Annotated in this window: 19 protein-coding genes and 1 tRNA gene; 3 read left to right on the top strand and 17 right to left on the bottom strand. The window is 59.6% G+C overall.

The annotated features are described in order from the left end of the window. Window position 1: 1 nt before the first annotated feature. Together AC0C6X_RS01600 and AC0C6X_RS01605 are read right to left on the bottom strand one after the other, a co-directional pair. Window positions 2-739, bottom strand: coding sequence for an RlmE family RNA methyltransferase (locus AC0C6X_RS01600; RefSeq protein WP_173515693.1), 738 nt, complete (start codon window positions 737-739; stop codon window positions 2-4). After that, window positions 736-2319, bottom strand: coding sequence for a Ppx/GppA phosphatase family protein (locus AC0C6X_RS01605; RefSeq protein WP_247958045.1), 1584 nt, complete (start codon window positions 2317-2319; stop codon window positions 736-738). The genes AC0C6X_RS01600 and AC0C6X_RS01605 overlap by 4 nt, the downstream gene beginning before the upstream one ends. A gap of 372 nt (window positions 2320-2691) precedes the next feature. Here AC0C6X_RS01605 and AC0C6X_RS01610 point away from each other — a divergent pair. Further along, window positions 2692-2765: transfer RNA gene (locus AC0C6X_RS01610), tRNA-Gln, on the top strand. 158 nt (window positions 2766-2923) lie between these two features. Further along, window positions 2924-5014, top strand: coding sequence for a DUF6538 domain-containing protein (locus AC0C6X_RS01615; protein ID WP_472951533.1), 2091 nt, complete (start codon window positions 2924-2926; stop codon window positions 5012-5014). Window positions 5015-5058: 44 nt separating this feature from the next. Here the strand turns inward: AC0C6X_RS01615 and AC0C6X_RS01620 are convergent, their stop codons facing one another. From AC0C6X_RS01620 to AC0C6X_RS01655, 8 genes are all read right to left on the bottom strand, one after another. After that, window positions 5059-7395 carry a hypothetical protein gene (locus AC0C6X_RS01620; RefSeq protein ID WP_472951536.1) on the bottom strand — a complete coding sequence of 779 codons (2337 nt, stop codon included), beginning with the start codon at window positions 7393-7395 and terminating at the stop codon, window positions 5059-5061. 238 nt (window positions 7396-7633) lie between these two features. Further along, window positions 7634-7948 carry a hypothetical protein gene (locus tag AC0C6X_RS01625; RefSeq protein ID WP_472951539.1) on the bottom strand — a complete coding sequence of 105 codons (315 nt, stop codon included), beginning with the start codon at window positions 7946-7948 and terminating at the stop codon, window positions 7634-7636. A gap of 322 nt (window positions 7949-8270) precedes the next feature. Further along, window positions 8271-9209 carry a DUF429 domain-containing protein gene (locus AC0C6X_RS01630; RefSeq protein WP_472951541.1) on the bottom strand — a complete coding sequence of 313 codons (939 nt, stop codon included), beginning with the start codon at window positions 9207-9209 and terminating at the stop codon, window positions 8271-8273. A 55-nt stretch (window positions 9210-9264) separates the two neighbouring features. Continuing rightward, entirely contained in the window at window positions 9265-10026 is a 762-nt protein-coding gene (locus AC0C6X_RS01635) for an ATP-dependent metallopeptidase FtsH/Yme1/Tma family protein (RefSeq protein WP_472951544.1), read from the bottom strand. Beyond that, the gene (locus tag AC0C6X_RS01640; protein WP_472951547.1) at window positions 10023-12008 is read right to left on the bottom strand and encodes an ATP-binding protein; all 1986 of its coding nucleotides are present in this window, start codon (window positions 12006-12008) and stop codon (window positions 10023-10025) included. The genes AC0C6X_RS01635 and AC0C6X_RS01640 overlap by 4 nt, the downstream gene beginning before the upstream one ends. Then, window positions 12001-12543, bottom strand: a complete 543-nt coding sequence (locus AC0C6X_RS01645) for a hypothetical protein (RefSeq protein ID WP_472951549.1) — start codon at window positions 12541-12543, stop codon at window positions 12001-12003. The genes AC0C6X_RS01640 and AC0C6X_RS01645 overlap by 8 nt, the downstream gene beginning before the upstream one ends. Before the next feature lie 120 nt (window positions 12544-12663). Next, entirely contained in the window at window positions 12664-13734 is a 1071-nt protein-coding gene (locus AC0C6X_RS01650) for a hypothetical protein (protein WP_472951551.1), read from the bottom strand. Between the two features lie 331 nt (window positions 13735-14065). Beyond that, window positions 14066-15316 (bottom strand): hypothetical protein, encoded by a 1251-nt coding sequence (locus tag AC0C6X_RS01655; RefSeq protein ID WP_472951553.1) that lies wholly within the window; start codon window positions 15314-15316, stop codon window positions 14066-14068. A 329-nt stretch (window positions 15317-15645) separates the two neighbouring features. Between AC0C6X_RS01655 and AC0C6X_RS01660 the strand changes: the two genes are divergently transcribed. Continuing rightward, window positions 15646-16581: an HNH endonuclease gene (locus AC0C6X_RS01660; protein ID WP_472951556.1), complete on the top strand. Its 936-nt coding sequence runs from the start codon at window positions 15646-15648 to the stop codon at window positions 16579-16581. 138 nt (window positions 16582-16719) lie between these two features. On the opposite strand, the gene AC0C6X_RS01665 is transcribed toward AC0C6X_RS01660, so the two are convergent. Genes AC0C6X_RS01665 through AC0C6X_RS01695 form a run of 7 tightly spaced genes read right to left on the bottom strand, consistent with a single transcriptional unit; the run spans window position 16720 to window position 25642 of the window. Continuing rightward, entirely contained in the window at window positions 16720-19734 is a 3015-nt protein-coding gene (locus AC0C6X_RS01665; RefSeq protein ID WP_472951559.1) for a type I restriction endonuclease subunit R, read from the bottom strand. Continuing rightward, window positions 19731-20765, bottom strand: a complete 1035-nt coding sequence (gene darG, locus AC0C6X_RS01670; protein ID WP_472951562.1) for a type II toxin-antitoxin system antitoxin DNA ADP-ribosyl glycohydrolase DarG — start codon at window positions 20763-20765, stop codon at window positions 19731-19733. Before darG ends, AC0C6X_RS01665 begins: the two co-directional genes overlap by 4 nt. A gap of 12 nt (window positions 20766-20777) precedes the next feature. Then, window positions 20778-21434, bottom strand: coding sequence for a type II toxin-antitoxin system toxin DNA ADP-ribosyl transferase DarT (darT, locus tag AC0C6X_RS01675; protein WP_472951565.1), 657 nt, complete (start codon window positions 21432-21434; stop codon window positions 20778-20780). Window positions 21435-21436: 2 nt separating this feature from the next. Next, a complete protein-coding gene (locus tag AC0C6X_RS01680) occupies window positions 21437-21922 on the bottom strand; it encodes a HEPN family nuclease (RefSeq protein WP_472951568.1) in 486 nt (161 codons plus the stop codon). Then, a complete protein-coding gene (locus AC0C6X_RS01685; RefSeq protein ID WP_472951570.1) occupies window positions 21922-23334 on the bottom strand; it encodes a restriction endonuclease subunit S in 1413 nt (470 codons plus the stop codon). The genes AC0C6X_RS01680 and AC0C6X_RS01685 overlap by 1 nt, the downstream gene beginning before the upstream one ends. After that, a complete protein-coding gene (locus AC0C6X_RS01690) occupies window positions 23331-25472 on the bottom strand; it encodes a type I restriction-modification system subunit M (protein ID WP_472951572.1) in 2142 nt (713 codons plus the stop codon). Before AC0C6X_RS01690 ends, AC0C6X_RS01685 begins: the two co-directional genes overlap by 4 nt. Continuing rightward, window positions 25469-25642, bottom strand: a complete 174-nt coding sequence (locus tag AC0C6X_RS01695; protein ID WP_472951574.1) for a type II toxin-antitoxin system prevent-host-death family antitoxin — start codon at window positions 25640-25642, stop codon at window positions 25469-25471. Before AC0C6X_RS01695 ends, AC0C6X_RS01690 begins: the two co-directional genes overlap by 4 nt. Between the last annotated feature and the right edge of the window lie 218 nt (window positions 25643-25860).

The raw sequence follows: 25860 nt of genomic DNA on the forward strand, positions 1-25860 counted from the left end.
GCTATTCAGCCGCCTCGTCTTCGGTTTCCGTCTCGCTGCCGGTCTTCTGGCGTCCCTTGAAGCCCTTGGCGAGCAGGAACATTTCGACCGATTCGGCGCGCGACGACGCCGGTTTCACATGGATGACCTGGCGGAAATTCTGCTTGAGCATGTTGAGCAGGTCGCGCTCCGTTCCGCCCTGGAAGGTCTTCGCCAGAAAATGCCCACCCTCGGCGAGCACGTCGACCGCGAAATAGGCGGCGACCTCGCAGAGATGCATGGTACGCAGGTGGTCGGTCTGGCGATGGCCTGTCGTCGGCGCCGCCATGTCGGAGATAACCAGGTCCGGGGTGCCGCCGATCGCTTCCTTGAGTTTGCCTGGCGCTTCCGGGTCGAGGAAATCCATCTGCAGGATTCGCACACCCGGGATCGGATCCACTTCGAGGAAATCGATCGCGGCGACGCGCGGATCGGCATCGGTCGAATTGGTGACCTTGGCGGCAATCTGCGACCAGCTTCCGGGGGCAGCACCAAGGTCGATGATGCGGCGGGCGCCGTTCAGGATCTTGTGCTTCTCGTCGATCTCCAGGAGCTTGAAGGCCGCGCGGGCGCGATAGCCCTCGAGCTGGGCGCGCTGCACGTAGGGATCGTTGATGTGGCGCTCCAGCCAGCGGCGGGATGATGCCTTGAGCTTGCCCTTCTTGACCTTCTGGCCAAGCTTGCGGCCGCTGCGGTTGCCGCCAACTGGGGGTTTCGTCATGCCTTGTTTCCTTCCTGGCTGCCGGCATTGGCGCCGCGCTGGTGGCGGCGCGGCCGCGCGCGGCGCCAGGCTCCGTCATCCGCCATCATATCGGTCAGCAGCCCCTCGCGCAGGCCGCGGTCGGCAACACGCATGCGCGTCGACGGCCAGCGGCGGCGGATAGCCTCGAGAATTGCGCAGCCTGCAAGCACCAGGTCGGCGCGATCCGGACCGATGCAGGGATTGGCGGCGCGCGCATTGAAGTCCCAGGAGAGCAGGCGCGCCTGCATGGCCGAAACCTCGTCGTCGGTGAGCCACAGGCCATCGACGCGGCGGCGATCGTAGCGCGGCAGGTCGAGATGCACGCCGGCAAGCGTGGTGACCGTGCCCGACGTGCCGATCAGGTGGAAGCCACTGCCGGAAGCGCCGTTTGCCAGCGCCTCGACCGGTGGGCTTTCGAAGCGGGCAAGCATGCCCTCAACCTCTTTCACCATCGCCTCGAAGCTTACCGGCGTCACATGCTGGCCACCATGGCGCTCCGAGAGCGTGACGACGCCAACCGGCAGCGAGGTCCAATGGGTGATGTGGTTGGCGAGCCGGTTCGAGCGCGAATCACCGATCCGGATGACGGCAATCTCCGACGAACCACCGCCGATATCGAAGAGCACCACCGAACGCGTCTCGCGATCGACGAGCGACGAGCAGCCGGAGACGGCAAGCCGCGCCTCGGTTTCGCGGTTGATGATCTCCAGTTCCAGCCCGGTTTCGCGCGCCACCCGCTCGAGGAAGCTCTCGCCGTTTTCGGCGGCACGCGCCGCTTCCGTCGCGATCAATCGGCTGCGGCGAATCGTGCGGGCGCCGAGCTTCGAGGCGCAGATCTTCAACGCCTCGACCGCGCGCTCCATCGCCTCGTCCGACAACCGGCCGCTGGCACCGAGCCCCTCACCCAGGCGAACGATGCGCGAAAAGGCATCGACCACCCGGAATTGGCCCGGGCGCGTCGGCTGCGCGATCAGCAGGCGGCAATTGTTGGTGCCGAGGTCGAGCGCAGCATAAAGCGGTGCCGGCGGTTCGCTGGCGGCAACATAGGGCGTGCGCGGCTGATCGGCGCGCTGGCCCGGCCGCGGCTGTGACGTCGCCTGCCCATTGGAAGCGGAGGCCGCGGACCGCGCATTGCCGCCATCGGCAGTCCTTTGCTGTACCGGCTGGCGCTCGCCGCTCGTCAGCGGACGACCCTGGAGGCCACGACGATGCCGCGCCTTCTTGCCGCGCTTGTGGCCCTTGCGCTCACCGAGCGACGGCTCGACGAGTTGCGCGCTGCCCCCCTGTTGCGCGGACGCGCCTGTGGCCTGTTGTTTTGCGGATTTCGAACGACGACGCCGTTTGCGCTTGCGCGCCGGTTCCGCATCGTTCTGTCCTGCGGGACGCCCTGCCATGCCGGCAGTGCCGGACTGGCTGGCAATTGCAGACGGCGAAGCAGACGACTTGCGTCGTTTCCGCTTGCCCTTGCCGTTGCGCGGACCGAGCTTCGATCCATCACTGCGGCCTGCTGCCGACGCCCCGGATTCGGACGGCTTTTCGCCGTGATCGGGGTCTTTCACTTGTCTCAACCATGGCGCCGCGCAAGCCCTTGGGCCGCTCAAGGCGCTCTCTCGATTTTTCGTTGGCGCGACTGTACCAGCGCAAACCCCATTCGCCAAACTGTTTTTGACTGCGTCGCCAAGGGCTAAGCCCGGATGCGGCCAACTCTGCGGACACCGTTACGCTCAGGCCCTCTGCCTCGGCTCGCTCATCGCTGCCGCTCGGCCACAAATGCGCGGCATCACCGCGCACCTTCGCCCCCCCAAATCGGTGCAAAAATCCTGCCGCCTCATCGAGATCGCATTTTTTTGCCAAAAGGTATTTGCATTGGCCGCCGTTTTGTTTATAAGCCCGCCACACCGACGCGACGGGCAGCGCCCGACAGCGCACCTTGGGGAATAGGTTAACGGTAGACCAGCGGACTCTGACTCCGTTAGTCCTGGTTCGAATCCAGGTTCCCCAGCCAATTCTCGCTAAATCCCCTTAATTCCTTGATTTTCCAGTCGTGCCGGATCCCGTTTTGGCGTCATTGGCGACCTGATGCCCAGAACTGATGCCCAAAGGTGATGCCCAGCCGCTTAGCGCGCCGCAGCCGACCCTTCGGGCGAAGACAGGGTATTCGTCATGGCCGTGCGCCACGAGGTCGAGAATCTCATTCGCCGCGGAAACATCTTCTATTGGCGAGCACGAATCCCGGCCAATTTCGTTCATTGCCGTCCGGGCAGCCGTCTTTCACTCAGCCTTCATTGTTCCGATCATAGAAAAGCTCAGATCATCGGCCGGAAGCTCAATACGCGACTGGCCGAACTGAAGATGAATTCGAAGGAAGCGATGTCTACCAAGAAGCAGCTCCAGATCCTGTTCGAGCACGTGCGGGATGAGGAAATCGAGAGGCTCGATGACATCAGCACGATGGCCAAGCGCAACGGCCGCGGTGGCGATGTCGTCGAGATGGAGCTCGATCTCGAGGTTGGCTGGGCCTGCCAACTCCTGGCAAAGTTCGGGACCCGCTCGGAGCTCAACCTCGAAGGCGACTGCCCTGGTCTCACCTATCTCCTGAAGAACGGCGTTCCCGCGTCGCATGTCGATGCTATCCGGGCGAACTATCGAGGCGAGCTGAGCACGGCTCGTAGCCCTGGATTTGAGGATGGTATCAGACGACTGATCTACCACTTCGAGATCGAGGACACAGCGCTCAATCGCGAACGCGCCATGTCGAAAATGTTCGAAGGCCGCGCTGCGGCCCTCCTCGACATCGACGATCGACACGAACTCGTCGACCGGACCTCAAGCGAATTCACAGGTGGCGGCAGAGCGAAGAAACCCGTGGTCGAGGAGAAGCCCGTCGACGTCGAACCTGCTGCCGCTTCCTCGTTGAGGCTGGCCAAAGAGACCAAGCCGGCGTCGACTGCGACCGACATCCCGGAAGCACCGGAAATCGCTTGCCTCGAACTTTCGCCGCGCACGGCACCGACAACCGAGAAAGGGGCGCTCGGCACTCAACAGCCCAACCAGAGAATTGTTGCTGTCGCGGATTTCGAGCAAGAGTGCGAAAAGCTCATCGCGAACATGGGCGAAGAATGGACTGCGGAAACGGGGCGAGACGCCATGGCGCTAGTGCGGATGTTCAAATCGATTCTTGTAGAACATGGCGTGGAGCATTCCGGGCAGGTCGAGCAGTACCACATCGGCCTGCTGCGTCAGCACTTCAATGAGATCCCGATCAACTGGGGTCGAAGCAGCCGGATGAGGATCATGTCGGCGCCGGAACTGCGCGCGAAGGGCCATGAGCTGCGCAAGGCCGCGGAGGCTTCGGGAACCAAGGCGGAGGTGGGCCTCGCCGCCGGGACTATCCGCAAACACTTCGGCAACCTGCAGCATTTCCTGAAACATCTGAAGGGACACGGGTTCGAAATCGAGGATTGGACGTTCGAAGGTCTGCGCCCGAGAAAGCCCAAAGCTGGCGAAATCCGCCGCCAACAGTACAAGCCAACGCCGCAGGATATTGCCCCAATTTTCGCCAGCCCTCTCTATCGAGGTTCACGAGGTCATCTGCGTGGACAACGGCGGGAGCCGGGCAAGCATGTCTTCCACGATTCGCTCTACTATCTGCCGATCCTGTTCACCTATCTCGGACCCAGACGCAAAGAGTTCGCCGGACTGACAGTCAACGACATTGCTAAGGACGAGGAAGATTATGTCATCATCCTTCGCACGAACAGCCTTCGGCGGCTGAAGACCGCACAATCGGAACGACTGCTGCCCATGCCTGGTGAAATGGTTCGCTTGGGTTTCATCGACTATCTTCAAGCGATCAAGAAGCTTGGATACCAGGCTCTGTTTCCGGATCTCTTCTCGGACAAGACGGAGAATGATCCGGGCAATCGTTTCTACGACACCTTCATCCCTGTCATGCGGGGCGCGCTGGGCGAAAAAATGTGGGAGCGATCCATTCATGCCCTTCGCCACGGCATGGCAGACACCCTGAAGCAGGCTGGCGTCTCGTCTGAAGTGATCGATGACATCTCGGGGCGATTGAGCGAAGGGAGTGAAACGAACACGCGATACACCAATCCGGCCGGCCTTCCGTTGATGCGGAGCGCGCTCAAGCACTATCCGATCATTACGTCGACCATCGAACCGAAGCCGCTGCAACTTCTCCCGTGGATCGAGAACAAGCAGCCGCCGCCATGGGCACGAGAAGGCAAGAAGTGAAGTGACCGGGGCGGAAATGATTTCCGCCCCGGCTCACCACGTGACTAGGCTGCTTCCCAAACCTGATTGAGAATTCGTGCCGCCAATGCCGCCTTGTCCTGCGGAAGGAAGCGACCGTAGTGCTTGGCGACCATGTCTGCGGTGTCCTGGATGGCATAGCTTGCCTGCTCGTAGGAGCCGGTCTGTTTCAGGATATGGGTCGCCAACACATCACGAACGTTATGAGGACCGTGCGGCAGCAAGCCTTTGATCGCCCCACGGCCCGTGTATGGATTGTAGATGCCGTAGCGCTGGATGGTGAGCCGCCATGCCTCATAGAAGCTGGTGATGTCGTAGGCTGCGTCGGTACTCGTCGTCTTGACCGTCTTCACGAAAAACGTCCCGGGATCGGCAGCACCTTTAAGAAGGACCGAACGATGGCGCTCGACGTAATCATCGATGTGGCGGTAGAGGTCGAGCAGATCGGGCAGCACCAGCCTAAATGGTTTGTCTCCGAAGAACGACGAATGGGCGTTCTTGAAAGCCACCGCCGGGATCAACACCTCCCAGCCACCATCTCGGTCACTCCAGCGGATTTCTCCGCGCTTGAGCTTTTCCAGCACGCGTTCCGGGCGCGGCATGTGTCCCCGTGGGCAAAGCAACAACTGCCGCAGGTTTTTCTGACGAAGACCCAAATGCAACCCCAGTCGGAGCATGAGGAACGAGCGAACCGCCTCGGCAGCCGGGCGCGGATAGCGCTCCTCGTCAGGCATCAGCCGGATGATCTCCTCGGTGATCTTCCGGTATTCGCCGACAGGACTGTCGGCTTCGAGCACCGGCATGATCGGCTCGAACGGATCGCGATGGACCCGAGCGATGCGCTGGATTTCCTTCACACGGTGGGAGGCATGTTTGTGAAAATCCTCGCAGGCGCCGTGCCAATCTTCCCGCGCATAATCGATTTCGTTCTGCGACACGAGACCGGTAATAGGCTCCACACGCGCCAGGAGTTCAGGATGTTGCCGAAGCCACCCGGTGCCTTCCTTTGTGATTGCCAGGGCGATCCGCAGCATGTCGACTTCCCACGCCGTATAGAACCCCCGGCGGCTCTCGCGCCATTGCAGATACCAGTCCCAGACACCCGGAAAGAGAAGAAGCCCGAAGGTCAGTTGACGCAGCGGAACCCCATACCCCTTGATCTCTCCCGCCTTTGACGCCGCAAGTGCGCCAAACATCAGGCCGAGATGCTCGATCTTCTGGGAGGCGGTTTCCTCGCCCCAGACACCGTTTCGCTGAAATCCAATCGAAGTCAGCGCGGACGTCTTGAAGCGGACCAAGTCCGCCATTTCCATCGCGAGCGTCGGCGGCGCATCGATGACACCGGACAACAGGTCAGGGTCTTCGATCCAGGTCTCTTCATAGTTCGCCGGAACCGCGATCTTTCCATCACGCGGCGCGCGTCCACCGTAGGATACGCCGGGAAAGCGGATGGCGTAGCGCTGCTTCGCCGCGGCAGCCTGAAATTTGCGATAGTCCGTCGACCCGCTGATGATCACGCGACGGACCCAATCCAAAATCTCCTCGCGCTTGGCGAACGGAAGCGAGTTGAAGTCATCTGGTAGATGCCACGCGATCCTCCTTCGCTCCGCAGGCTCGATACCAGAGAGATTGAAACCGGACGCCGATCGCGACTGATGCGGCAGCTTCGCTTTGAAGTAGCCCTCCGGGAGACGATAGCGGCGCTCGATACGGCGAAGGACATCGAAGCTGTCGGTGCTACGTGGCACACGCCGGCCTTCGATCCAGCTCAACAGTGTATTCTTGTCCATGGGCTCATCAGGTCGCACGACTGATCGATAGAGAACCCAGTAGGTCTCACCGTGGCGACGCATGTGGAGCTGGAGTGCTCCGGCAAAATCCGCGAGGTCATCCCACTCGCAATACAAAGGGTCTGGAAACTCGACTTTCACGCCAGGCTTCTGCGCTGCGGATGCAACCTGGGAACGCGCAGTTCCCGGGGGCGCCGACTTGATTGTCGGTTTCGTTTTCTCGGCGCTGGCTTTTTTTGTCCTCGTCGGGCCTCCGGGCTTCCGAGAACCATCTTGCGTCGCTCCAACAGTTTTCCCGCCGTCCCTGTTCCAACGAACGATGGCATCAAACCCGGGGTCGATCAAACGGTGATGTGATGCAAGCGATCGAGCATCAATCCCGGTCATGCGGGCAACGACATCCCATTCTGTACGGCTTGCCGTTCGGGGCGGTCCGCACCTTCGCTCGATAAGTCGCCGCATGTAGGCCTTGAGGGCTTCGGCTTCGTCGCGGGAAAAAGTTGTCGAGAGGCGCAGTTCGCAATAGGCGTCGATCTTGCGTTGGAAGGCTTTGATTGCAGTTAGCTTGGTCATTTCACTTCATGATGTTCGTTACTCGGACCCTCTGTGCGAGGGGCCGGCCGAGCTAAGCGAAGCGAATTAAAGAAGGATTGGAGCCGTCTGCTTCTCGGGAATCCGATTCAGAATCAAACGGCGTTTTACGAAGTAATGGGGGGGAGAATTCGTAATCCCCTCAAACGCCGTTAGGCGTTGATCGGCTTCGTCGGGCAAGCAGAACCGATATCAAAAGACCAAATGGACACGGGCGCGCTCAAGCCTCTTGGTCGAAGCCGTCGGGATAGATCAGGTGGATTTTCCTGCGAAACGGCGAGCCGCCCGTCCGGTACTTGGCGACCAGATCGTCGAACACTGCGTCGGATTCGCGCTCATCGAACCCCTGATCGGCCAGCATCGAGACGATCTTGTTCTGGAACTTCTCAAGCTCCGTCTGCTGACCCTTCTCGATCGCCCGCCGGATCAGCCAGAACAGCGCCACCCGGGCAACATCATCCCTGTCAGGCCGCTTCGCCCTCTTGTTGGCGTCGCGAAGCGCCTTCTGTCGCTGCCTTGCTGCCTTCAAGTTCATGCTGCTCCTCCTCCCGCTGTTCGACCTCCTCAATGGTCAGGGGACCGGCCTGCCGGCGCAAGCCTTGTTCGACGGAATCGGAAATATCGACCTTTGAATCGGCGGTGCAGAGCAATGAATCAAATGACCGCAATTTGTTTCGAGTTGCGGGCAGGTTATCTCACGTTAAGACGTCCTATTCGGCAGCGAACGGCGTTGTTGAATCAACGGATTCGAACTCCGAATCAAAAATCCGGTGTTCGGAATCAAATGAGCGCAATTTGTTTCGGGTTGCTGGAGACTTGATGTGAGTTGCCGACAACGTGCCGCACCTCATCTCAAGTCACGCCACATCATAACGACGGTGTCCGAGTATCCAGCCCTCCCATATGTGGACGGCATCGATTGCCGGAATGCCTTCACCGCGCCGCCCGTCGACCACATCGAGCATCCCAAGCAGACCGATGGTGGCATCGAAACGATCCTCGCCTGCCTTGTCCGAGCCGAAGCCACCGTCGATGAAGGGCAGAAGCAGATCGGCATCGAGGTCCGGCCGCGCTGCAAGCCAAGGCAAGATACTCTGTCCCATCCGTACCCGGTCTGCCTGACGCCGCTTGCTCCAGCCACCTCTGGGCATGCCGATCTGACGGTACACGTCACCAGGATATGTCTCAGTGACGACGACTGGCTTGCTATTGGCGAGATTGACCAAGCTTCCATCGAACGGCCACAGCCCAATCTCATCCAGTCTCGGCACAATGATTTCCCGCCATCCCGAGATCGCGCCTTTGCCGACCTGGTTGCCGCCGAGTGTCCAGAACAACATGCAAGCGGCCTGCCGATCTTCGGTCGGCCGTTCGCAGACACGCAGGAGCGACGACGCGTCAGAAATTCCAAGGGCATCGAACAGATGGGTACGCGCCGTGCCACCAGGGCGGAGGGGATAGAACGGGCGCTGCAGCGAGATATGGTCGCGATGATCAGCGACATCGTACCAATGCGACCAGATCCCGGAGCCGAATGATGTCAGCGCCTCCCGGAAAGAACCCAGGCCGGCTGCTCGCGCATAGGCCGCCGGCAGGCCGATCGGGAAGTCGAAGCCGATGAGAAGCGCGCCAGGATCGACGGCGCGACGCTGCAGCCGGTCGAACAAGCTCGACGTGTTACCGACGAGTTCCGGAGGCTGAACATACCAATGTTCGCCGCGTTTGATGGCCACAGCCATCCAGCGCTTTTTATGGTCCATGCTCCAATCGCAATGGGCAACGACCGCGATACTCATCCTGCACTCCGGTTCTCGTCATCATCCGCATGACTATCAGCTTCAGCGTGTCAGATCACTCTGCCAGGATTTGCAGCACCGCCGCCTCATCCATTGCCTGGGCATCGAACAGGGCCTTGGCCAAGGCATGAAAGGTCGGCCTGCGCCTCCTGAGGATCGCCCCTGCCCGGTCGAATGCCGTTACAAGTCGATCATGAACGCGAGCCGCCAGTTCGGGTTCACGATCGAGAACCGCGCCCGGGTCGCGATTGGGACGGTAGAGCAGCGGATGCTCGGTTCCGAAGCCAAGGGTGCGCTCCATGTCGAACGCGATCCGCGTGGCCCGCGCCAGATCGCTGTCGTCAGCGCCACCGGAGCCGCTCGATACGCGCTTGAGCACCAGTTTCTCGGCAGCCCGTCCGGCCATCAGCATGGTGAGCATGTTTTCGTACCAATCGCGGGTGTCAGTGGTCCAGACGTGGAAGCCGACCAGATTGTAGCCGCCCTGCCCGGTATCGATATTGAGGCCACGGACAGGACCGAGATCGAGGGCATGATGGACAACGGCATGACCCGCCTCGTGGAAGGCGAAGCGCCAGCGCAGACTATAGGGCACGGGGGCACGATTGCCGCGGATGCCCTCTTCAATATCCTCGTAGCGGATCGCCCGCTTGCTGCGGCGCGCTTTCAGTCGCGCCTCCCGGATGATACGTTCGATATCGGCACCCGTCAGTCCCATGGCCCGCGTTGCCAGACGCCGCAGGATCGCATCGACGGGATTGACCTGTTGCGCGGCTGCCGGCGTTTCCGCCGTGCTGCTGTTCTGCGGCTCGGTCATCGGCCTGCTCCCTTCCGTTCGTCTTCTGCCTCTTCCTTCAGATGGTCGGCGATGATCTTGTTCAGAGAGAACCCATCATTGGCTTCCGACCGGGCGTCCGGTGCTGGCTCCCCGACCAGCGACGTCACATCGTCACCGAGATGATGGGCAAGGATTTCCGCGAGCGTCGGCACATCAGGCTTCGGGATTTCGATATGGGTCTCCAGCCGTCCGGATCGCTTGATCGCCTCATCGATGTCGTCTGGACGGTTGGTTGCGCCGACGATGATCAGCCCCTCGCTTTTGACAGCGCCATCGAGCAGTTCGAGCGCCTTGTTGACCACGGCATTCCAATAGTCCGCATATTCCCGCTCCGCCGGCTGTCGCTTGCCGATACCGTCGATCTCGTCGATGAACAAGATGGATGGCGCCATGGCCCGCGCCTCGACAAAGGTCTTCGCCATCTTCTCGATCACGTCATTGAGATGGCCGCCCTGCAGCCAGGTCGACACCGAGGTGACGACCAGCGGGACCTGCAGGCTGTTGCACAATGCCCGGGCAAACGTCGTCTTGCCGGTTCCGGGCGGACCTGACAGCAACAGCTTGGTGCTCATCTCCGGCCAGGCGAGGACGCTCGCCCGATAATCGTCGAGGTCCGCCTTGAGATCCAGCGCCCAATCCTTCGCCCTGCCGTATCCGGAAAGGGTTTCGACAGTTACCGGTGACCTGCCGCCGATCTCGCCCGCCGTCGGCAGAGGCTCCGGCTGGATCACCTCGGCACCCGACGGCTTGTCCTTCTTCCAGCGACCGTTGCTTTCGGTTTCGGACGGCTTCGACTTCTCGTCCGATCCCGACGCCTTCTCGGGGGAGGTTTTTGACGGCGACGATCCGGATGCCTTGTCACCATCATCGCCATCACCGGCGTCGCCACCCTCGTCCTCAGAGTCGCCGCGATTGCGTTCGATGAGCGTGGCAAGGACGTGCAGGACGTGTCGAACATGCCGTCCCGGACGGAAGGCGAGGACCAGATCCTCCAGCGACAGCCAGCGGGCATCGGGATCCGACGGCACGCCCAGCTTCTCGATTGCGGTGTCCGGATAGAGCACCTCGACCAGATCAGTGACGAACCTCCGATCGAGCTTTCCCGTCTCCAGCGACAGGTCGGCGGAGATTCGCAGCAACGAGGGAATGTCCGATCGCTTCTCGGCGATGGCAAGGATCGGAAAGTCACGGGAGAGCGCGCTGATCATTCGCCGGCGCAGGGCATTGCCCGTGACGCGATGCACGCCGGCGCCCGAGAATGCCACAAGACGTTTGCGAACCTCCCCTTCGTAAACATCGAAGTGGTTGTCGTCGAACATGTGGTCGGCGTCGATGATCGCGAAGGGACCACCAGGCACCAACCGGGATTTCTCGAGGAGTCTCAGCACTTCCCGCTCGAAGCCATCCAGCGGCGCATGGAGGGCGAGGACCGGCGTCACATGGATCAGGGTGTGAACGATCTCCCGAAGCGATCTGCCGCTACTCCGTACCGCGCGCGCCAACACAAGGGCCGCCACGACATGACTGACCAGCGGCGCTGCCGCTGCCTGATCCACAAGGCCGACCGCGTAAGCGCGCCGATCGATGCCGTTGCCCAGCGTCACCTCCTCTGCGATTGCGCGGCGACGTTTCCGCGGGAAGACAACCAGGGGGGAGGCTGGCATCACATCGATGGTCTTCGTCGTCACGGCAACATCGTCGCCAGTGTCGGAACCTGGCTTGCTCGTCTCCTTCGGCACGACAAGCCCCGCGCCGAGGTTCCGCCGGAACCAGACATCATCCCGAACCGGGTCGCCAGTCAGCGTTGTCGTGTCGAAGGCCGGGCTGTAGCGGCAAAGCAGATGACCATCGACATCGACGGTCCTGACCTCGAGCAGACCGTTGCGCAGCGCGATCCGGCGCGCCTCGCGGCGGGCAAGATGGCGAAGGCGACCAACGAACAGACGGGCGACCTTATCCATCGGTGCGCCCTCCTGTCTGCGCGGCAATAATTGCCGTTTTGACGTTCTGCACTGGATCGCGCGGACGTGTCCGGCGGCGCTTTCGGCCGTCGCCATGGCCGGACTCCGTGGAAGCCACCAGCAGACGCTCACGCAGCGAACGACGCAGACGATGGGTTTCAGCCGACACAGCAAGTGGGGCCGATCGGGTCAGATGCTCGTTCCCTGACCGACTAAAATCCCGGTTGCGGTTCCGCAGCCAGTCGAGCAGCAGGCGGCAAGCCGGGTCGCCATCATCAGCGAGTGCGCCCAACCGAACCATCAGAGGCTCCGGCATAAGGCCATCCAACAAAGGGCCTTGCCTGATGAAGGCGAGTGCCAGGCCAATCAGAACGGCAGGGTCCTCGGTATGGCTCGGGGCGCGATCGATGCCGGCAGGCTCGACGCGGGGGACAGCCGCCAGCCTGCTGTGAAGGCACGGCGACGCGATGGTACCGGTCGTGATCGGCTCGCAGCGGAAGCCGGCCACAGACGGGCTGTGGGTATCGATGGACATGAACGGTCTCCTAGCCGGAGCGCATCGGCATCCGGCGTTGTCGGAATGGATAGGAGTGGGGGAAGCGGGCCGCCCGCGTCACGGCGCGGCCGCGATCAGTGCCGCCGGGCTAGCAGTCTGTCAGTACCCGCGCGGACGGCGGGCAAAGCCAACCCGGATACGGACTGGTTCCGGTTCGTCGTCCTGATCCTCATCGAAGCAGCCGAGATCGTAATGACCATCGTCCTCGTCCAGCGCGGTCATCGCCTGCTCTTCCTCGTAGCTTCGTGCCGAGCCGTTCAGCGCGATCAGCGGCTTGCCCGCCATAATCGAGGGATGAGCGGCATCCAATGCGACCGCCGCCATAACACCGAGCGCCTTGCGCGCTTCCGCTTCGAGAAGCTGCTGCACACGACGGCCGAAGCGGAGACGCAGTTCCGCCATGCAGGCGGCGACCCCGTCGATTTCCAGCAACTCGTCGATCTCGGACAAAGCCCAGATGCCGGTGGCATGATCACTCGGACGGCTGGCGCCATCGACGATCGCGACCTCGACGGTGTCGACCATCATGCGCTTGTGATGCTTGTAGAGCCAATCCGGCAGAACCATCGCAGCGGCCATCATCTTGAGCTTCAGTTCCTCGAGACGGCTGGTGTCGCCGTACGACGCCAACGATCTTTTGAGATCGAGGATATAGGCCGTGTGCCGCGCGCGGTTGACGACGATCAGGTCGGGCGTGTAGCTGCCCTTCGCCGGCGCCTCACAATCGAGTTTGACCCCATCAAGACTCTGCCAGTCGTTTCCGGAGACGGCTTCGAGCGCCGCCTTGACCAGCGGCAGCTTCAAGGACTGCGTCAGCACGGTGATGTTCGGGTTGGCCTTCGCCAGACGCTCTACCGCCTGCTCCAAGAGCTTGCCTTCCCGGAACGACACGGCGCGGACGAGCGAGGCGATGTGGACGTAGTGCCCGAGGATCTCGTCCTCGATCGGTTCGCCGTCGGCGATTGCCATGATGGCGCGGTCGATCAGCAGATCGAGATCGGCCTCGACTTCGGCGAAGCGAACGATATGCGGATGGCGGCGCAACACTGCCGGTTCGCCGATGCCGATCCGGGCATCGGGGCCGAACGAACGCTGCGCGAAGGCGGATGCCGCTGCGGCGGTCGAACGGAGAACTTCCCCATTGGGGACAGAGAGAGTATGCGTGGTCATAGCCCGATTCCTTCTTACCAAGGCTTGAGGGTCAGGCCCTTGTCGATGTTACCAGCATCGGCTTGGGCCGCTTTGTGTCCGGTCTTCCGAACAGCCCCAACCTGGCAGGACCGGGAGCCGGGCTCAAGGACCCGGAGCCGCAAAATTGGAACAAAGCCGGTACAAGGTTAACGGCGGGCTCATGAAGCCCGTACCGGTGAACGCTTGCGGCGACCGGCATTGCCTGGTAGCGCGTTTCCGCTCGCCATCCGGAGGCAAAAAGAAAAGGGCCGACTTGCGGCCCTTCTGCGGTTGATGAGAAGGCAAGTTCGCCGGCCTTCGAGTCCCGCGCCTATCGCGAGACGGCAGGCGCCGGTTCAGCATTGGCTTTGTCGGCGGCAGCCTTGGCACGGTCAAGGAAGACCGGCCGTTTGAAAGCCTTCGGAGGCTCTGCCAAAACATCGGCCAGAGACGGGATCGAATCTTCCGAAAGAATCTGCTTGGATGCCACAGTCGGTTCCATCGTGACTTTCGCCCCGAATGGCGCAAGCATGGCTTCGAGCCGCTTCACAGCTCCTGCTTCGACAGTGCCTGTTTCGGAGCCGGCTCTAACCGAAGCCCCGTCATCCTGGCGCCGCCGCTCATCGATAGCCACCGAGCTCGCTTCGACCAATGACGTAGCTGCCGGCGAGGTCAACGCCTTCCCAGTCATCGGCCAGACCGGATCCTTGGTTTTTGCCGAAGCCCACTCCAACAGTGGCAAGACTTCGTTTTCCAGCCATGTCCGGAGTTCTCCCCTTTCCGGCCAAGTGTCGGTGCCACCGATCTTGTGAAGCAGATTGCCGACGTCACTCCACCGGGTGTTCGCCGGAAGTTTGGTCTCCCAGATCACATACTCGAAGTGCGGATTGGGCATGACAAACTGGGCAAGGCTTTCAAGTTCCTTGCGGGCAAGGCGGGCAGTCAAATGGATCTGAGCCGCAAGCGTCTTTTTGATCACCCGCTTTTCCAGAAGCGCCGCGGCGACATGCATCCGGATCTCCTCGACGTGACCGAGGAAGGACTTCAGGCCATCCCGGACCTTGATCGCAATGATCGCCTTGAGCCCTTCGATGCCGCCGACATCGTAGGTACTTTCATCCGGGCGAGCGTCATCGCCTGCCTGTTTTGCGCCTGCAAGGATCCCCGCAACGTCCGCCACCCGCAGTCTACCGTGCTGCATCGCAAAACCGATTGCCTGTTCGATCTGCCCCGGCTCGGCAGCGCTCAGCTTGCCGAGCACCGTCGATCCGACCGCCAGTTCGACAAGCGTGTCCTTGTAGTCCGAGAGATTCCGGTAAATGGCCCGGAAAGTGCGCACGTGACGGGTTGTGTAGTCACAACGCTGCACAACCCACTTGTCCAGACGACCGTCCGGAAGCAGCTCGGCGGCGCGCTCCAGATAAGCACCCAGTGCAAAGGACTGCTCGGTTGAGTGGCGGCGAGCGCCAATGAGATGCGAAGCCGTCTCCTCAAGTTCTCCAAGGATCTCATCGTCGGCGACATTGAGGGATTCGTAGATAGCACGAGTAGAAGCAGAGAGTCTTTCGGTAGTCTTGCGCATGTTTTACTCCAATGCGATTGATTAATATCTTGACGAACATCCTCAAGACATCCTTATGATCTCACAGAGATACAAGAATAGATACTAACTAACGGTTTGGTAAATTATGTTGTCATCGATTCTTCTTAAAACAATACTTATATTACTTGTTTTCCCTCGACTTTCTGGGCCCACAAAAAGAATCTTGCTTTCGTCAGGCGCAGTATTATCGCTCCACAACCATTGAGCGAGTCGCACCCCCCGAACTCGATGGGCGGGCCTTATCGTGACGAGCCGCTGACGCGGCAACTGCGCCATGCTAGCCTCGGTTATCACGAGATAGATGCGCAATGACCAAAGCCGTTCTGACAACCAAGATAGATCCCACGTACGACGACCTTCCGGAACAGCGGTATCACTTCCCGCGGACGTACCTGCGGCAGGTCGAAGGCGCTCGCGGGGATTGGATCGTCTATTATGAGCCCAGGCGTCCGAGTGGCGATCTGATGAAATCTGGCGGTCGGCAGGCCTATTTCGCCACGGCTCGTATTTCCGACATCATTCCGGACCCAGCGACACCGGATCACTTCTACGCGCTGATCGAGGATTTCCTACCCTTCGATCATGCCGTCCCGTTCAAGGAAGCGAATCATTATTACGAAAGCGGTCTGCGCAAGGAAGATGGCTCGACTAACAAGGGTGCGTTCGGTCGAGCGGTACGAAATGTTCCTGACGACGAGTATGACCTCATCCTGACTGCGGGCTTCGCTCACGTGCTTGGTCACCGGAATAGGGAGCGGCCGACGCCCGATCCCGTCGAAGAGGCACGCATCGGATTTGGAGATAACCCGCAGATGCCATTCGAGGTCGACAGTGTCGACCGCCGCATTGTTTCGCAGATGATGCAACGCCCCTTCCGAGACCGAGCATTCTCCACCGCCATCAAGACGGCGTACCACGACACCTGCGCCGTCACCGGCATAAAGCTCATCAATGGTGGCGGGCGCTCGGAAGTCCAGGCAGCGCATATTCGTCCGGTCGCGGCCGGCGGGCCGGACAGCATTCGCAACGGCCTTGCCCTATCCGGGACGGTACACTGGATGTTCGATCGCGGGCTGATTTCGGTCGATGATGACTATGGCCTGCTTATAGCGAGTGGCGGCGTTCCCGACACCATTTCGCGACTGATCAATCACGAGCAGCGCCTGCTCGTGCCGTCACGTGCTGACGAACGGCCGCATTCGCAATTCCTGAATTACCATCGCAGAGAGGTGTTCAAGGGATAAGAGGGCGGAAATTATCTCCGGCGTACCATCACAAAATCACAAGGTCGGTCGGCAGGTCACTGGCCGAACGCCGGCCACTTCGAGCGGCAGTCGCTGGAGCACCGATCAAGCCGTTCTCACCCGTTTTTTAAGTCGGCATCAAGCCGTCACATTACGTTTATAGGTCTCTCTAAAGACGGTATCAGCAAGCCACCGTCTGAACTCCGGATTGTCGCTGAATTGCTTGAAGAGCTCGGTGTCATCCTTCATCAGGCCGACGATCACGCTGGTGAGAGCCTTATCATGCTCGATACGGGCATTCTGCTTGTCCGAGTTCTGTTTCGCGTTCTGATATGATGTGTTCGCTGCCACCTTGTCCGGAATTTCGGTCGCAATCAGGCGCCTGATGCGATCGGTGTCTGCCCAGGTGATGTTGCCGAAAAGATCGTTAAAACTCCGGATGATGTTCGAAAGCCGTTCAAGCTCTGGTTCAGGTCGGTGTCCGCCCCCCTCTGTCGGGACAGGATCAATCTCTGCGTCCCGATCCGTCAGCAACACCCTTTGCGCCGCTTGCTTTTCTACTCGGTAGCTATCCATATCGATGGCTTCGAGAATTCCATTCGAAAGATCTTCCTCGCGCGGCGCCGGAAGCTTCGGGAGCAGGAAGTTCAGGAAAATCGATAGCTTCTCCCAATCCGCATTCGAATAGGGCAGAATGGACGAGAGAAAGGCGTAGGTACGTGCGAATGCCTTCGCTTTTCCCTTAAACTCGACCTGGCCATCTTCGCTTAGCGTCTCATTGTAACTGGCGACGCAAGTGTCCAGAAGCGGATCAAGGCGCTCCCGTCCGGCACCGGACAGATAGAGCCCTACGAACTGTTCGATCTGGCTCGGATCGTAAATCTGATGTTGGTCGAGCGCGTCCTTCAGGTCATGGAGGCGGTTCGGATCTGTTTCATCACTCAGGATAGTCGACCGATAGAACCGATCGAAGGAGGCGCGAATGGTCTCCACGTCGTTCATGAAATCGAGGACGAATGCGTCGTGCTTCTGGGGATGCGACCGGTTCAAGCGCGACAGGGTCTGCACCGCCTTAATGTTCGAAAGTGTTTTGTCGACGTACATCGAGTGGAGCAGCGGCTGATCATAGCCGGTCTGAAACTTGTCGGCACAGATCAGGAAGCGGTAAGGGTCGGTCTCGATCTTGTCGACAATATCCTTGGGCGGAAACCCGTTCAGGCTGGCCTCTGTGAGCTTGACCCCACGGAACTCGTGTTCGCCGGAGAATGCCACGATCGCCCGATACGGGCTCTTGCGTTCAACCAGATACGCGCTGATCGCATGATAGTACTGGATTGCACGTTCGATACCCGATGCAACCACCATCGCCCTCGCCTGACCACCAATCTTGTTGAGCGCAAGCACCTGCTCATGGAAGTGATCGACCATGATTTCCGCTTTGAGCCGGATGGCGTGGTCGTTGCTTTCCACGTACCGGCGCAACTTCTTCGTGGCACGCTTGCTGTCGAATTCAGGATCGGCTTCGACAGTTTTTACCAAGCGATAGTAACTGTTAACCGTCGTGTAGTGGCGCAGCACATCAATGATAAAGCCTTCCTGAATAGCCTGCTTCATCGTGTAGCTGTGGAAAGGGTGGTGCTTGACCACGTCACCTTCCGCCAAGGGTTCTCCGAATATCTCGAGCGTCTTGTTCTTCGGCGTCGCGGTGAATGCGAAGTAGCTCGCATTCGGGAGCATCTTGCGGCTCTCCATGATCGCGTTGATCTTATCCTCGACGGTCTCGTCCTCTTCGCCGTCTTCGACCCCGCTGAGCGCGGCATTCAAGGCAGCAGCAGCCTTGCCGCCCTGGCTGGAATGCGCCTCGTCGATGATGATCGCGAAGCGGCGGTCGTTATGCTGTTCGCCGATATCGTTGAGAATGAACGGAAATTTCTGAACCGTCGTGATAATGATCTTCTTTCCGTCGGCGATGAAGCGGCGCAGATCTCCGGAACGCTCCGCATGGCCGACAGTCGCGCCAACCTGCGCGAACTGCTTTATGGTGTCCCGGATCTGCTGATCGAGGATTCGGCGGTCGGTGACGACGATGACCGAGTCGAAGACGGGGCCCCTCGAATTGGCAAGCCGCACGAGCTGGTGCGATAGCCACGCAATCGAATTGGACTTCCCCGAACCTGCCGAATGCTGGATTAGAACACGGCGCCCGGCTCCCTTCTCCTTGGCCTCAGCAAGGAGAAGGCGCACGACATCCAGTTGGTGGAAGCGCGGGAACAACTGATCGCGTTTTACGCGGTTCGTCTTGGGGTCCTTACGTTCGACGATCTGCGCATAGTTTTCAATGACATCCGTCAGGCTAAGCGGCGTCAGGATATCCTTCCAAAGATAATCGCTCTTAAGCCCTCCAGAATTCGGCGGGTTGCCAGCCCCGTCGTTCCAGCCCTTGTTGAACGGCAGGAACCAGGATCCCTTTCCCTTCAAGTGGGTGCAAAACTTCACTTGCGAGTCGTCCACCGCGAAGTGGACCATGCAACGACCGAACTCGAACAGCTTCTCCCGCGGATCGCGATCCCGCTTGTATTGCTCGACCGCGTCCTCGACAGTCTGCTTAGTGAGGCTGTTCTTCAGCTCGAAGGTCGCTATCGGCAGGCCGTTGATGAAAAGCGCCAAGTCCAAGGCGTGAGCTTGATCGTCACGGCTGTAGCGAAGCTGGCGCGTAACGGTGAAGCGATTCAGTGCGAACCGCTGCGTGGCCTTCAAATTCCCGAGCGATGGCACACCAAAGAACAAGTCAACATCATGGGCGCCATGTTTGATACCGCGCCTCAGAACATCAATGACGCCACGCTTGCTGATCTCGCCCTGGAGGCGGGCGAGGAACTTTTGCCTGGCTGGAGAATCCCGTTCGAGTTCGAATGTGTCCACCAGGAGCGGCTGTGTCGCACTGATGAACTCGCGAAGCTGGACCGGATCCACGGTCCAGGCCCGATCATAGTCCTTCGGATCGCCCAGCCGCCAGTTGTGCAAACCAACGAAGGGCTCCGGATCGTTGGAAAACCCGGCTCTGCTTGCTCCCCCGGACGCACCGGCACTCCGGCCCGTCATTTCGGCGACGATCAGAGCCTCGAGGCCTTTTTCCGAGGTGTCGGTTCTCATGCGGCTGCCAGCCATCCTTTGCTACGGAGCGTTTCAAAGGCAATACCAATCTGGCGCGGAGAAAAGCGCTTCTTGCGATCGTTCCAGACGTGAACCTTCGCAGCCGCGTCCTGCGCGTCGACGGCGCCCTCGTGCTTCACAACCCAATGAACAGTCGCGAGAAGCTCAAGACCAAAGGGCGTCTCGAAGCCCTCGACCAGATTGCCCACGTGGTCGAAACGCGCCTTGGTCTCACTGTCATCATGCAGAAAGGCTTCCGCCTCTTTGACCGCGCCAGGAACCAACTCGAGCTGCTTTTCCGGCGCATCCCCGCCATCATGATATCCGGAGACGAGGTGACCCTCGATCTTCGTCAGCACATGCCGCAGATTGTCGGCGTAGGGTCCATAGTGGTGCTTGATGTAGTTCAACCTCAGCGGCTGACCCGCCTCCTGCATGAAATACATGAGTTTCTGCACTTCGATCAGCGTTACGAACGGGTCCATCAAGCCGCCGAGATAGCGATGCATCAGCACGACGAGCGCCGCGCGGCCAGGCGTCATGTTGGGAACCTCGCGCGATTTGGTGGAAACGGGCGCGCTGTTCGGCTCGAACACAATCACCTTCAAGTCATCGAGGCCGCGCAGGGCTTCGATGATGCGCGGGCGCACATCCGCCCAGTTCAGCCCGCCAAGACCACTGCCGAGTGGCGGAATGGCAATCGAGCGGATGCAGCGGACGCGGATCTCCTCTACAAGCGCCTTGAGACCGGAATCGATGTCTTCCATGCGGCTCTTGCCGCGCCAGTGACGCTTGGTCGGAAAGTTGATGATGAACTTGGGATTGGTCAGTGTCCGCGTTTCGTGCACGAACATCCGGCCGGGCTGCACCTCTTCACGGGCACAGGCAGCCTCGTAGGCCTTGAAGTTTTCCGGGAAGACATTCTTGAACTGCAAGGCGATGCCGCGGCCCATGATGCCGACACAGTTGACCGTATTGACGAGCGCTTCCACGTCCGCCTTCAGGATGTCTCCAGTTTTGAACTCGATCATTGTTTCCATCCCTCAATAATACCAGTCAGACCTGATTTCGATTATTGGCCGGTGCGCAGCACCTTGCATTGCATTCGAAACCAAGGGGACTACTGGCTGTGAATGAACACCGATACGCTCGACCAAATGCCACGGAAACGAATGCTCAATAAGAAACTCGGCTTGTTTACCCTCCTTGACGGATCGTGATACCCCGTTCCCAGACCATCGTCGGGCCTGCACAGAATCCCAGTCGATCTCATCAAGTTGTGCGAGGTCGCGGCGATCTTCAAAGTAGTATGCACCGGCATTCGAAAGCGTAAATGCCCAGCGGCGTGCATTCGCCTCCGCCCAAGCGACGGTTGCTTGCAGGTCTGCTTCGAGATGAATTATGGGAGTTTGGCCACCCTTATATTCCAGATCTGCACTACGCATGTAGATCAGATAGAGCATCACGGATCTTGGGCAAAAATAAAACGGCGTACAATGCCCCACGTGCAGATCCGGGTGGCATTCTAATCGCAGCTCATTCAGCCGACGAGCCTTGATGTTGCTCATTCCGATAGTCGTCCCAATGCCCTGCCGTTGCATCATCACGGCATCTGCGCAAAGAAAGCCGTCGGCAATAACTGAAGCCAGTCGATCAACATGGACGATATGGTAGATCTTGGGTCTCGCTGGAACGGGCATCGTCAGGCAACACCTCTTGCATACCAACCGAACTCCTTATGACGGCGCTCGATCAGGTCGACAAACACATCAAGAAAACGGCGCATATCTTCAATCGTGATGATAGCTCCCCAGTTTCGCGAACCTTTCGATGTATTCCACAGTCGGATTGCGCGAATCTGGCCTTTGCCATCTGACAGGAACTCAATGTTCCCATGCGCAATTCCATTGCGCATCAGCCTGACAAGATCGCCGAGAGATTCAGGATCCTTGTAAGTTGTCCGTTCCTTGGAAATCTGAGGCCAGCCCAAGGTCTGGGCATCAACTATTGGGATCAACCTCAGGTCATCCCGCATTGCCTCGAACGGATGAGCAAGGGCACCCAGGAACGTATTTATCAATTGCGTTACCTCGAAGGGTCCGGCTGGTCCACACCGTTCTTCTACGAAACGCAGGTTGGCCATGGAGCGGCGCATGATATTTAGGATCGGCTCTGTAGGTATACCCATCAGGCAGCGACCTCCTCGTTCTCGACATCGGCGTCCAACTCATCGAGATCCTCGTCGTCACCGGAGTCTTCGATCGGCTTGTGGTCGGCGACTTCGGGCAGGGTCGCAGCGACCGCCCGCACATCGAGCTTGCCGGTGACGACATCGACAATCAGCCGGGTGCGGAATTCTTGGATAAGGGCGATCTCACTCTCCAGCCTGTCAATACCGACATCAATGTCGCGACTTTGAGCTTCGCATGCAGCAACTATGCCCTGCTGAATCTCGAAAGCCGGAAAGAGGAATCGATGGGCTCGAAGCTTTTCACCAGTGAGGTGCGCGATAGTGCTCTCGTGACCATCGACAAAGGCACCTAGCGCTACAGCCAATCTCAGTTGCAATAACAAGAAGCGCGGATCATCCTGATCGAGCTTGAGGGGGCGAAGCCGGTGGAGCGCTTTCTGGAAGCCACAAACTTCAATTGCTGCCGACCAGATTGCCGCGCGACCCACCTCGCCACCTTCGCACACGAGCAGGTCGCCTGACTTCAACGTGTAGCGATCATACTCCTCTAATGGGACGTCCATTGTTGGAAGATCGATCAGATTGATTCTCTCCCACTGAACGTCCTGATTTCTTAGGTATGGTAGCGGATGCGCTCCTGTGATGCGTTTAGCATCAAGCATCTTCCCGAGGCACTGATCATATCGGTGCCGAAGAGCTGCTACATCCCACCCCTCCGGAACGTCGCCGAGCCAGGGCACGCCAGAGGGTTTGAGGCGGACGTTCGGATCGAGCCCGCGGGTGACGGCGCGGTGGATGATCGCCTGCTTCTGCTCGTTCAGAAGCGCAATGATCTTCCTTTTCGCGCGGATTAGTTTCTCCGTCTGCGCCCCGTGCCAATCCAGAAAACGCACGATCAATCGCTGCTCATCAAACGGCGGATAGACCGACGGCATTTGCTTGAACGACTCCCAGTAGAGCCGATTACGGTCCGCTACAATGCCGCGCGAGAAGGCATCGACCTCACGCATATAAGCTGCGGTGCGGAACAGATAGGCGTAGTAGGCGGCGTCCGTCTCCGGGAAAGGATGAGCCACCACGTAGGCGGGGCTTACCAGGCCGTCAACTGGTACGATCCCGACTGCTCCTTGCCACATGCGCATCATGTTGTAGGCGATGTCGCCGCGCAACGCCCGCTGATATTTGGAACGGTCGCTCATTTCCTGCTTGCGCGAACCGTTGTCGAAGTCGCGAACACGAACGCCGCTCCGCAAAGAGACTTCGAGGACCGGCAGCTCCGGAAAACCAGTCTCCCTTCTTGGCCCGAACAACCGACCGTTTCGCCTCACATCCCAATGCGCCGGCACGTCGCCAAGCCACAGCAGGTCGCTTGGCGTCATCTCGGCATAGGGGCGCAAACCACCGATCATCGCGCCGCTCCGATGATGTCCGCCATCAGGCCCTCGGTTTCGCGCTCCAGCGCCAGAATATCAGCGCGGATGGTTTCCAGCGACCTGAGCGTCTGGGGCTTGTAGAAGTAGCGCGTGAAACTTATCTCGTAGCCGATCGCAGTCTTGTCGTCATCGAGCCAGGCGTCCGGCGCATGGGGAAGCACCTCGCGGCGAATGAAGGCCTCTACGCCGCCGGGTTCCTTGAAGGGAATGGTCTCGGTGTCACGCAGTTCACTGTCGACCTCATACTCCACCACATGCGCCTTGCCCCCAATGGTAACCGGAAAGAGCCCGCGCAACGGGTCCGCGGCGACCTTGCCCGGCTTGTGGATGCGTCGGACAACGCGTTCCGCCCCTTCAACGCGCACCGCCAGCGCCGTCTGCAAGAGCTTGAGGCGCTTGGCCGTCAACTTGACGCCGTGGCGCTCCGCATCGGTCGCAACCCACTGCATGAACAGGTTGAAGTCTCGGTGCGGCCCGTCGCCGGCCGTGAGCGCGACGCGATCCACCACATTGGCAAGCGGCGCCTCATCCAGATCGGCGCAAGCTGCGCGGAAGCAGTCACGATGGGCCGATGAAAGATCGATAGACAGCCGAAGCGGCCGGTCCACCGTGACCTTCCAGTAGCCGAACTCGTTGTTCTCGTAGATCCGCGAGTGTTCACTCGGCTTGAAGGCGATGAACGTATCGAGGATGTGCTGGATGTCGGTATCCGACAGCTCGCAATTCTTCTTGCCCAGGTTTTTGCGCAGAGGATTGGACCAGGCGGTGGCATCGATCAACTGCACTTTGCCGCGCCGATGTCCCGGCTTTCGGTTCGACAGCACCCAGACATAGGTCGCAATGCCCGTATTGTAGAACATGTTGAGCGGCAGGGCGATGATCGCTTCCAGCCAGTCGTTCTCGATGATCCAGCGCCGGACATTGCTTTCACCGCTGCCCGCATCGCCCGTGAACAAGGATGAGCCGTTGTGAACCGATGCGATGCGGCTTCCCAGCGGCGTATTGTGCTTCATCTTCGAAATGAGGTTGGCCAGGAACAGCATCTGGCCGTCGCTGGAGCGTGTGACGAGGCTGTATTCCGGATCACCCGCATGCTCGATGATGAAGCGCGGATCCCGGATGCCGGCCTTCCCGCCCATGCGTTCTTGGTCGGATTTCCAGCTCTTTCCGTAGGGAGGGTTCGACAGCATGAAGTCGAACTCCTTCGACGGGAAGGCATCGTTGGTCAGCGTCGACCATTGCGGTCCGCCGACTATATTGTCAGCCTCTTCTCCTTCGCCCTTGATCAGCAGGTCGGCCTTGGCAATCGCATAGGTCTCACCATTGATCTCCTGTCCGAACAGATGCGTGGAGACTTGCTTGCCGTGCTGCTCGGCGAGTTGCTTCAAGGTTTCTTCGGCAACAGTCAGCATCCCGCCAGTGCCGCATGCCCCATCATACAGGAGATAAGTGCCGGACTGGATCTGATCGGCGATAGGCTGGAAGACAAGTTTTGCCATGAGCTTGACAGCATCGCGTGGCGTCCAATGTTGTCCGGCTTCTTCGTTATTGGCCTCGTTGAACTGCCGAACCAGTTCCTCGAAGATCGTACCCATGGCATGGTTGTCGAGGCCGGGATGCCTCGCAGATCCATCGCCGTTTAGCACCGGCTTTGGACCGAGATTGATTGAGCTGTCGAGGAATTTCTCGATCAGCGTGCCCAGCACATCCGCCTTGGAAAGCTTGGCGATCTGGTTCCGGAACTCAAAGTTCTCGAGAATTTCCTGAACATTCGGCGAAAACCCATCGAGGAAATCCTCGAAGTCCGCCTTCAACTGCGCCTGCGAAGAACGGTTGCGCAGATCACGCAAGGCAAAGAGGGATGTATTGTAAAAGGCTTGACCAGCCGCCTGGCGAAGGGCTGCATCCTGATTGGTGATGCCGGCCTTGTCGAGGTTGGCTTTCATTGATAGCACCTCGGCCTTGGTCGGCTCCAGCACCGCGTCGAGCCGACGCAGAACCATCATGGGCAGGATGACATCACGATATTTGCCGCGAACATAGAGATCGCGCAGAGCGTCATCCGCGATGCCCCATATGAAATTCGTGATCCAATTGAGATCGCCGTTGCTCATGCTTGTTTTGTTTCCTTGGGCGTTTCATTGGCAATCGAACTGAGGCGCTCATACTCCTCGATGGCGAGTACGACCACGACGGGTCGCCCATGCTTTTCGACCGTGACGGGCTCCGACCTGGCGATGTCGATCAAGCGACCGAAGCCATACTTCGCGTCTTTCGCAGACATGATTTGCATGTGATTCTGCCCCTCAACTCGGCCGCATTCTGGCTATTTTGGCCACTATTTCAAGAAGCGGCCTCGGCTGCGTTTCCGGAAATTATTTCCGATCTTGCACCAGGAAACCGCAGTTCATACCCTCACGAACGCATCCAGCTTCGGACACTTCGCCGGCTGCTCACGCCGATAATCTGGGGAATCGAGAACCGCTGCATCGTATCAACCGT

The sequence above is a fragment of the Ensifer sp. VA4 genome, assembly GCF_055710065.1.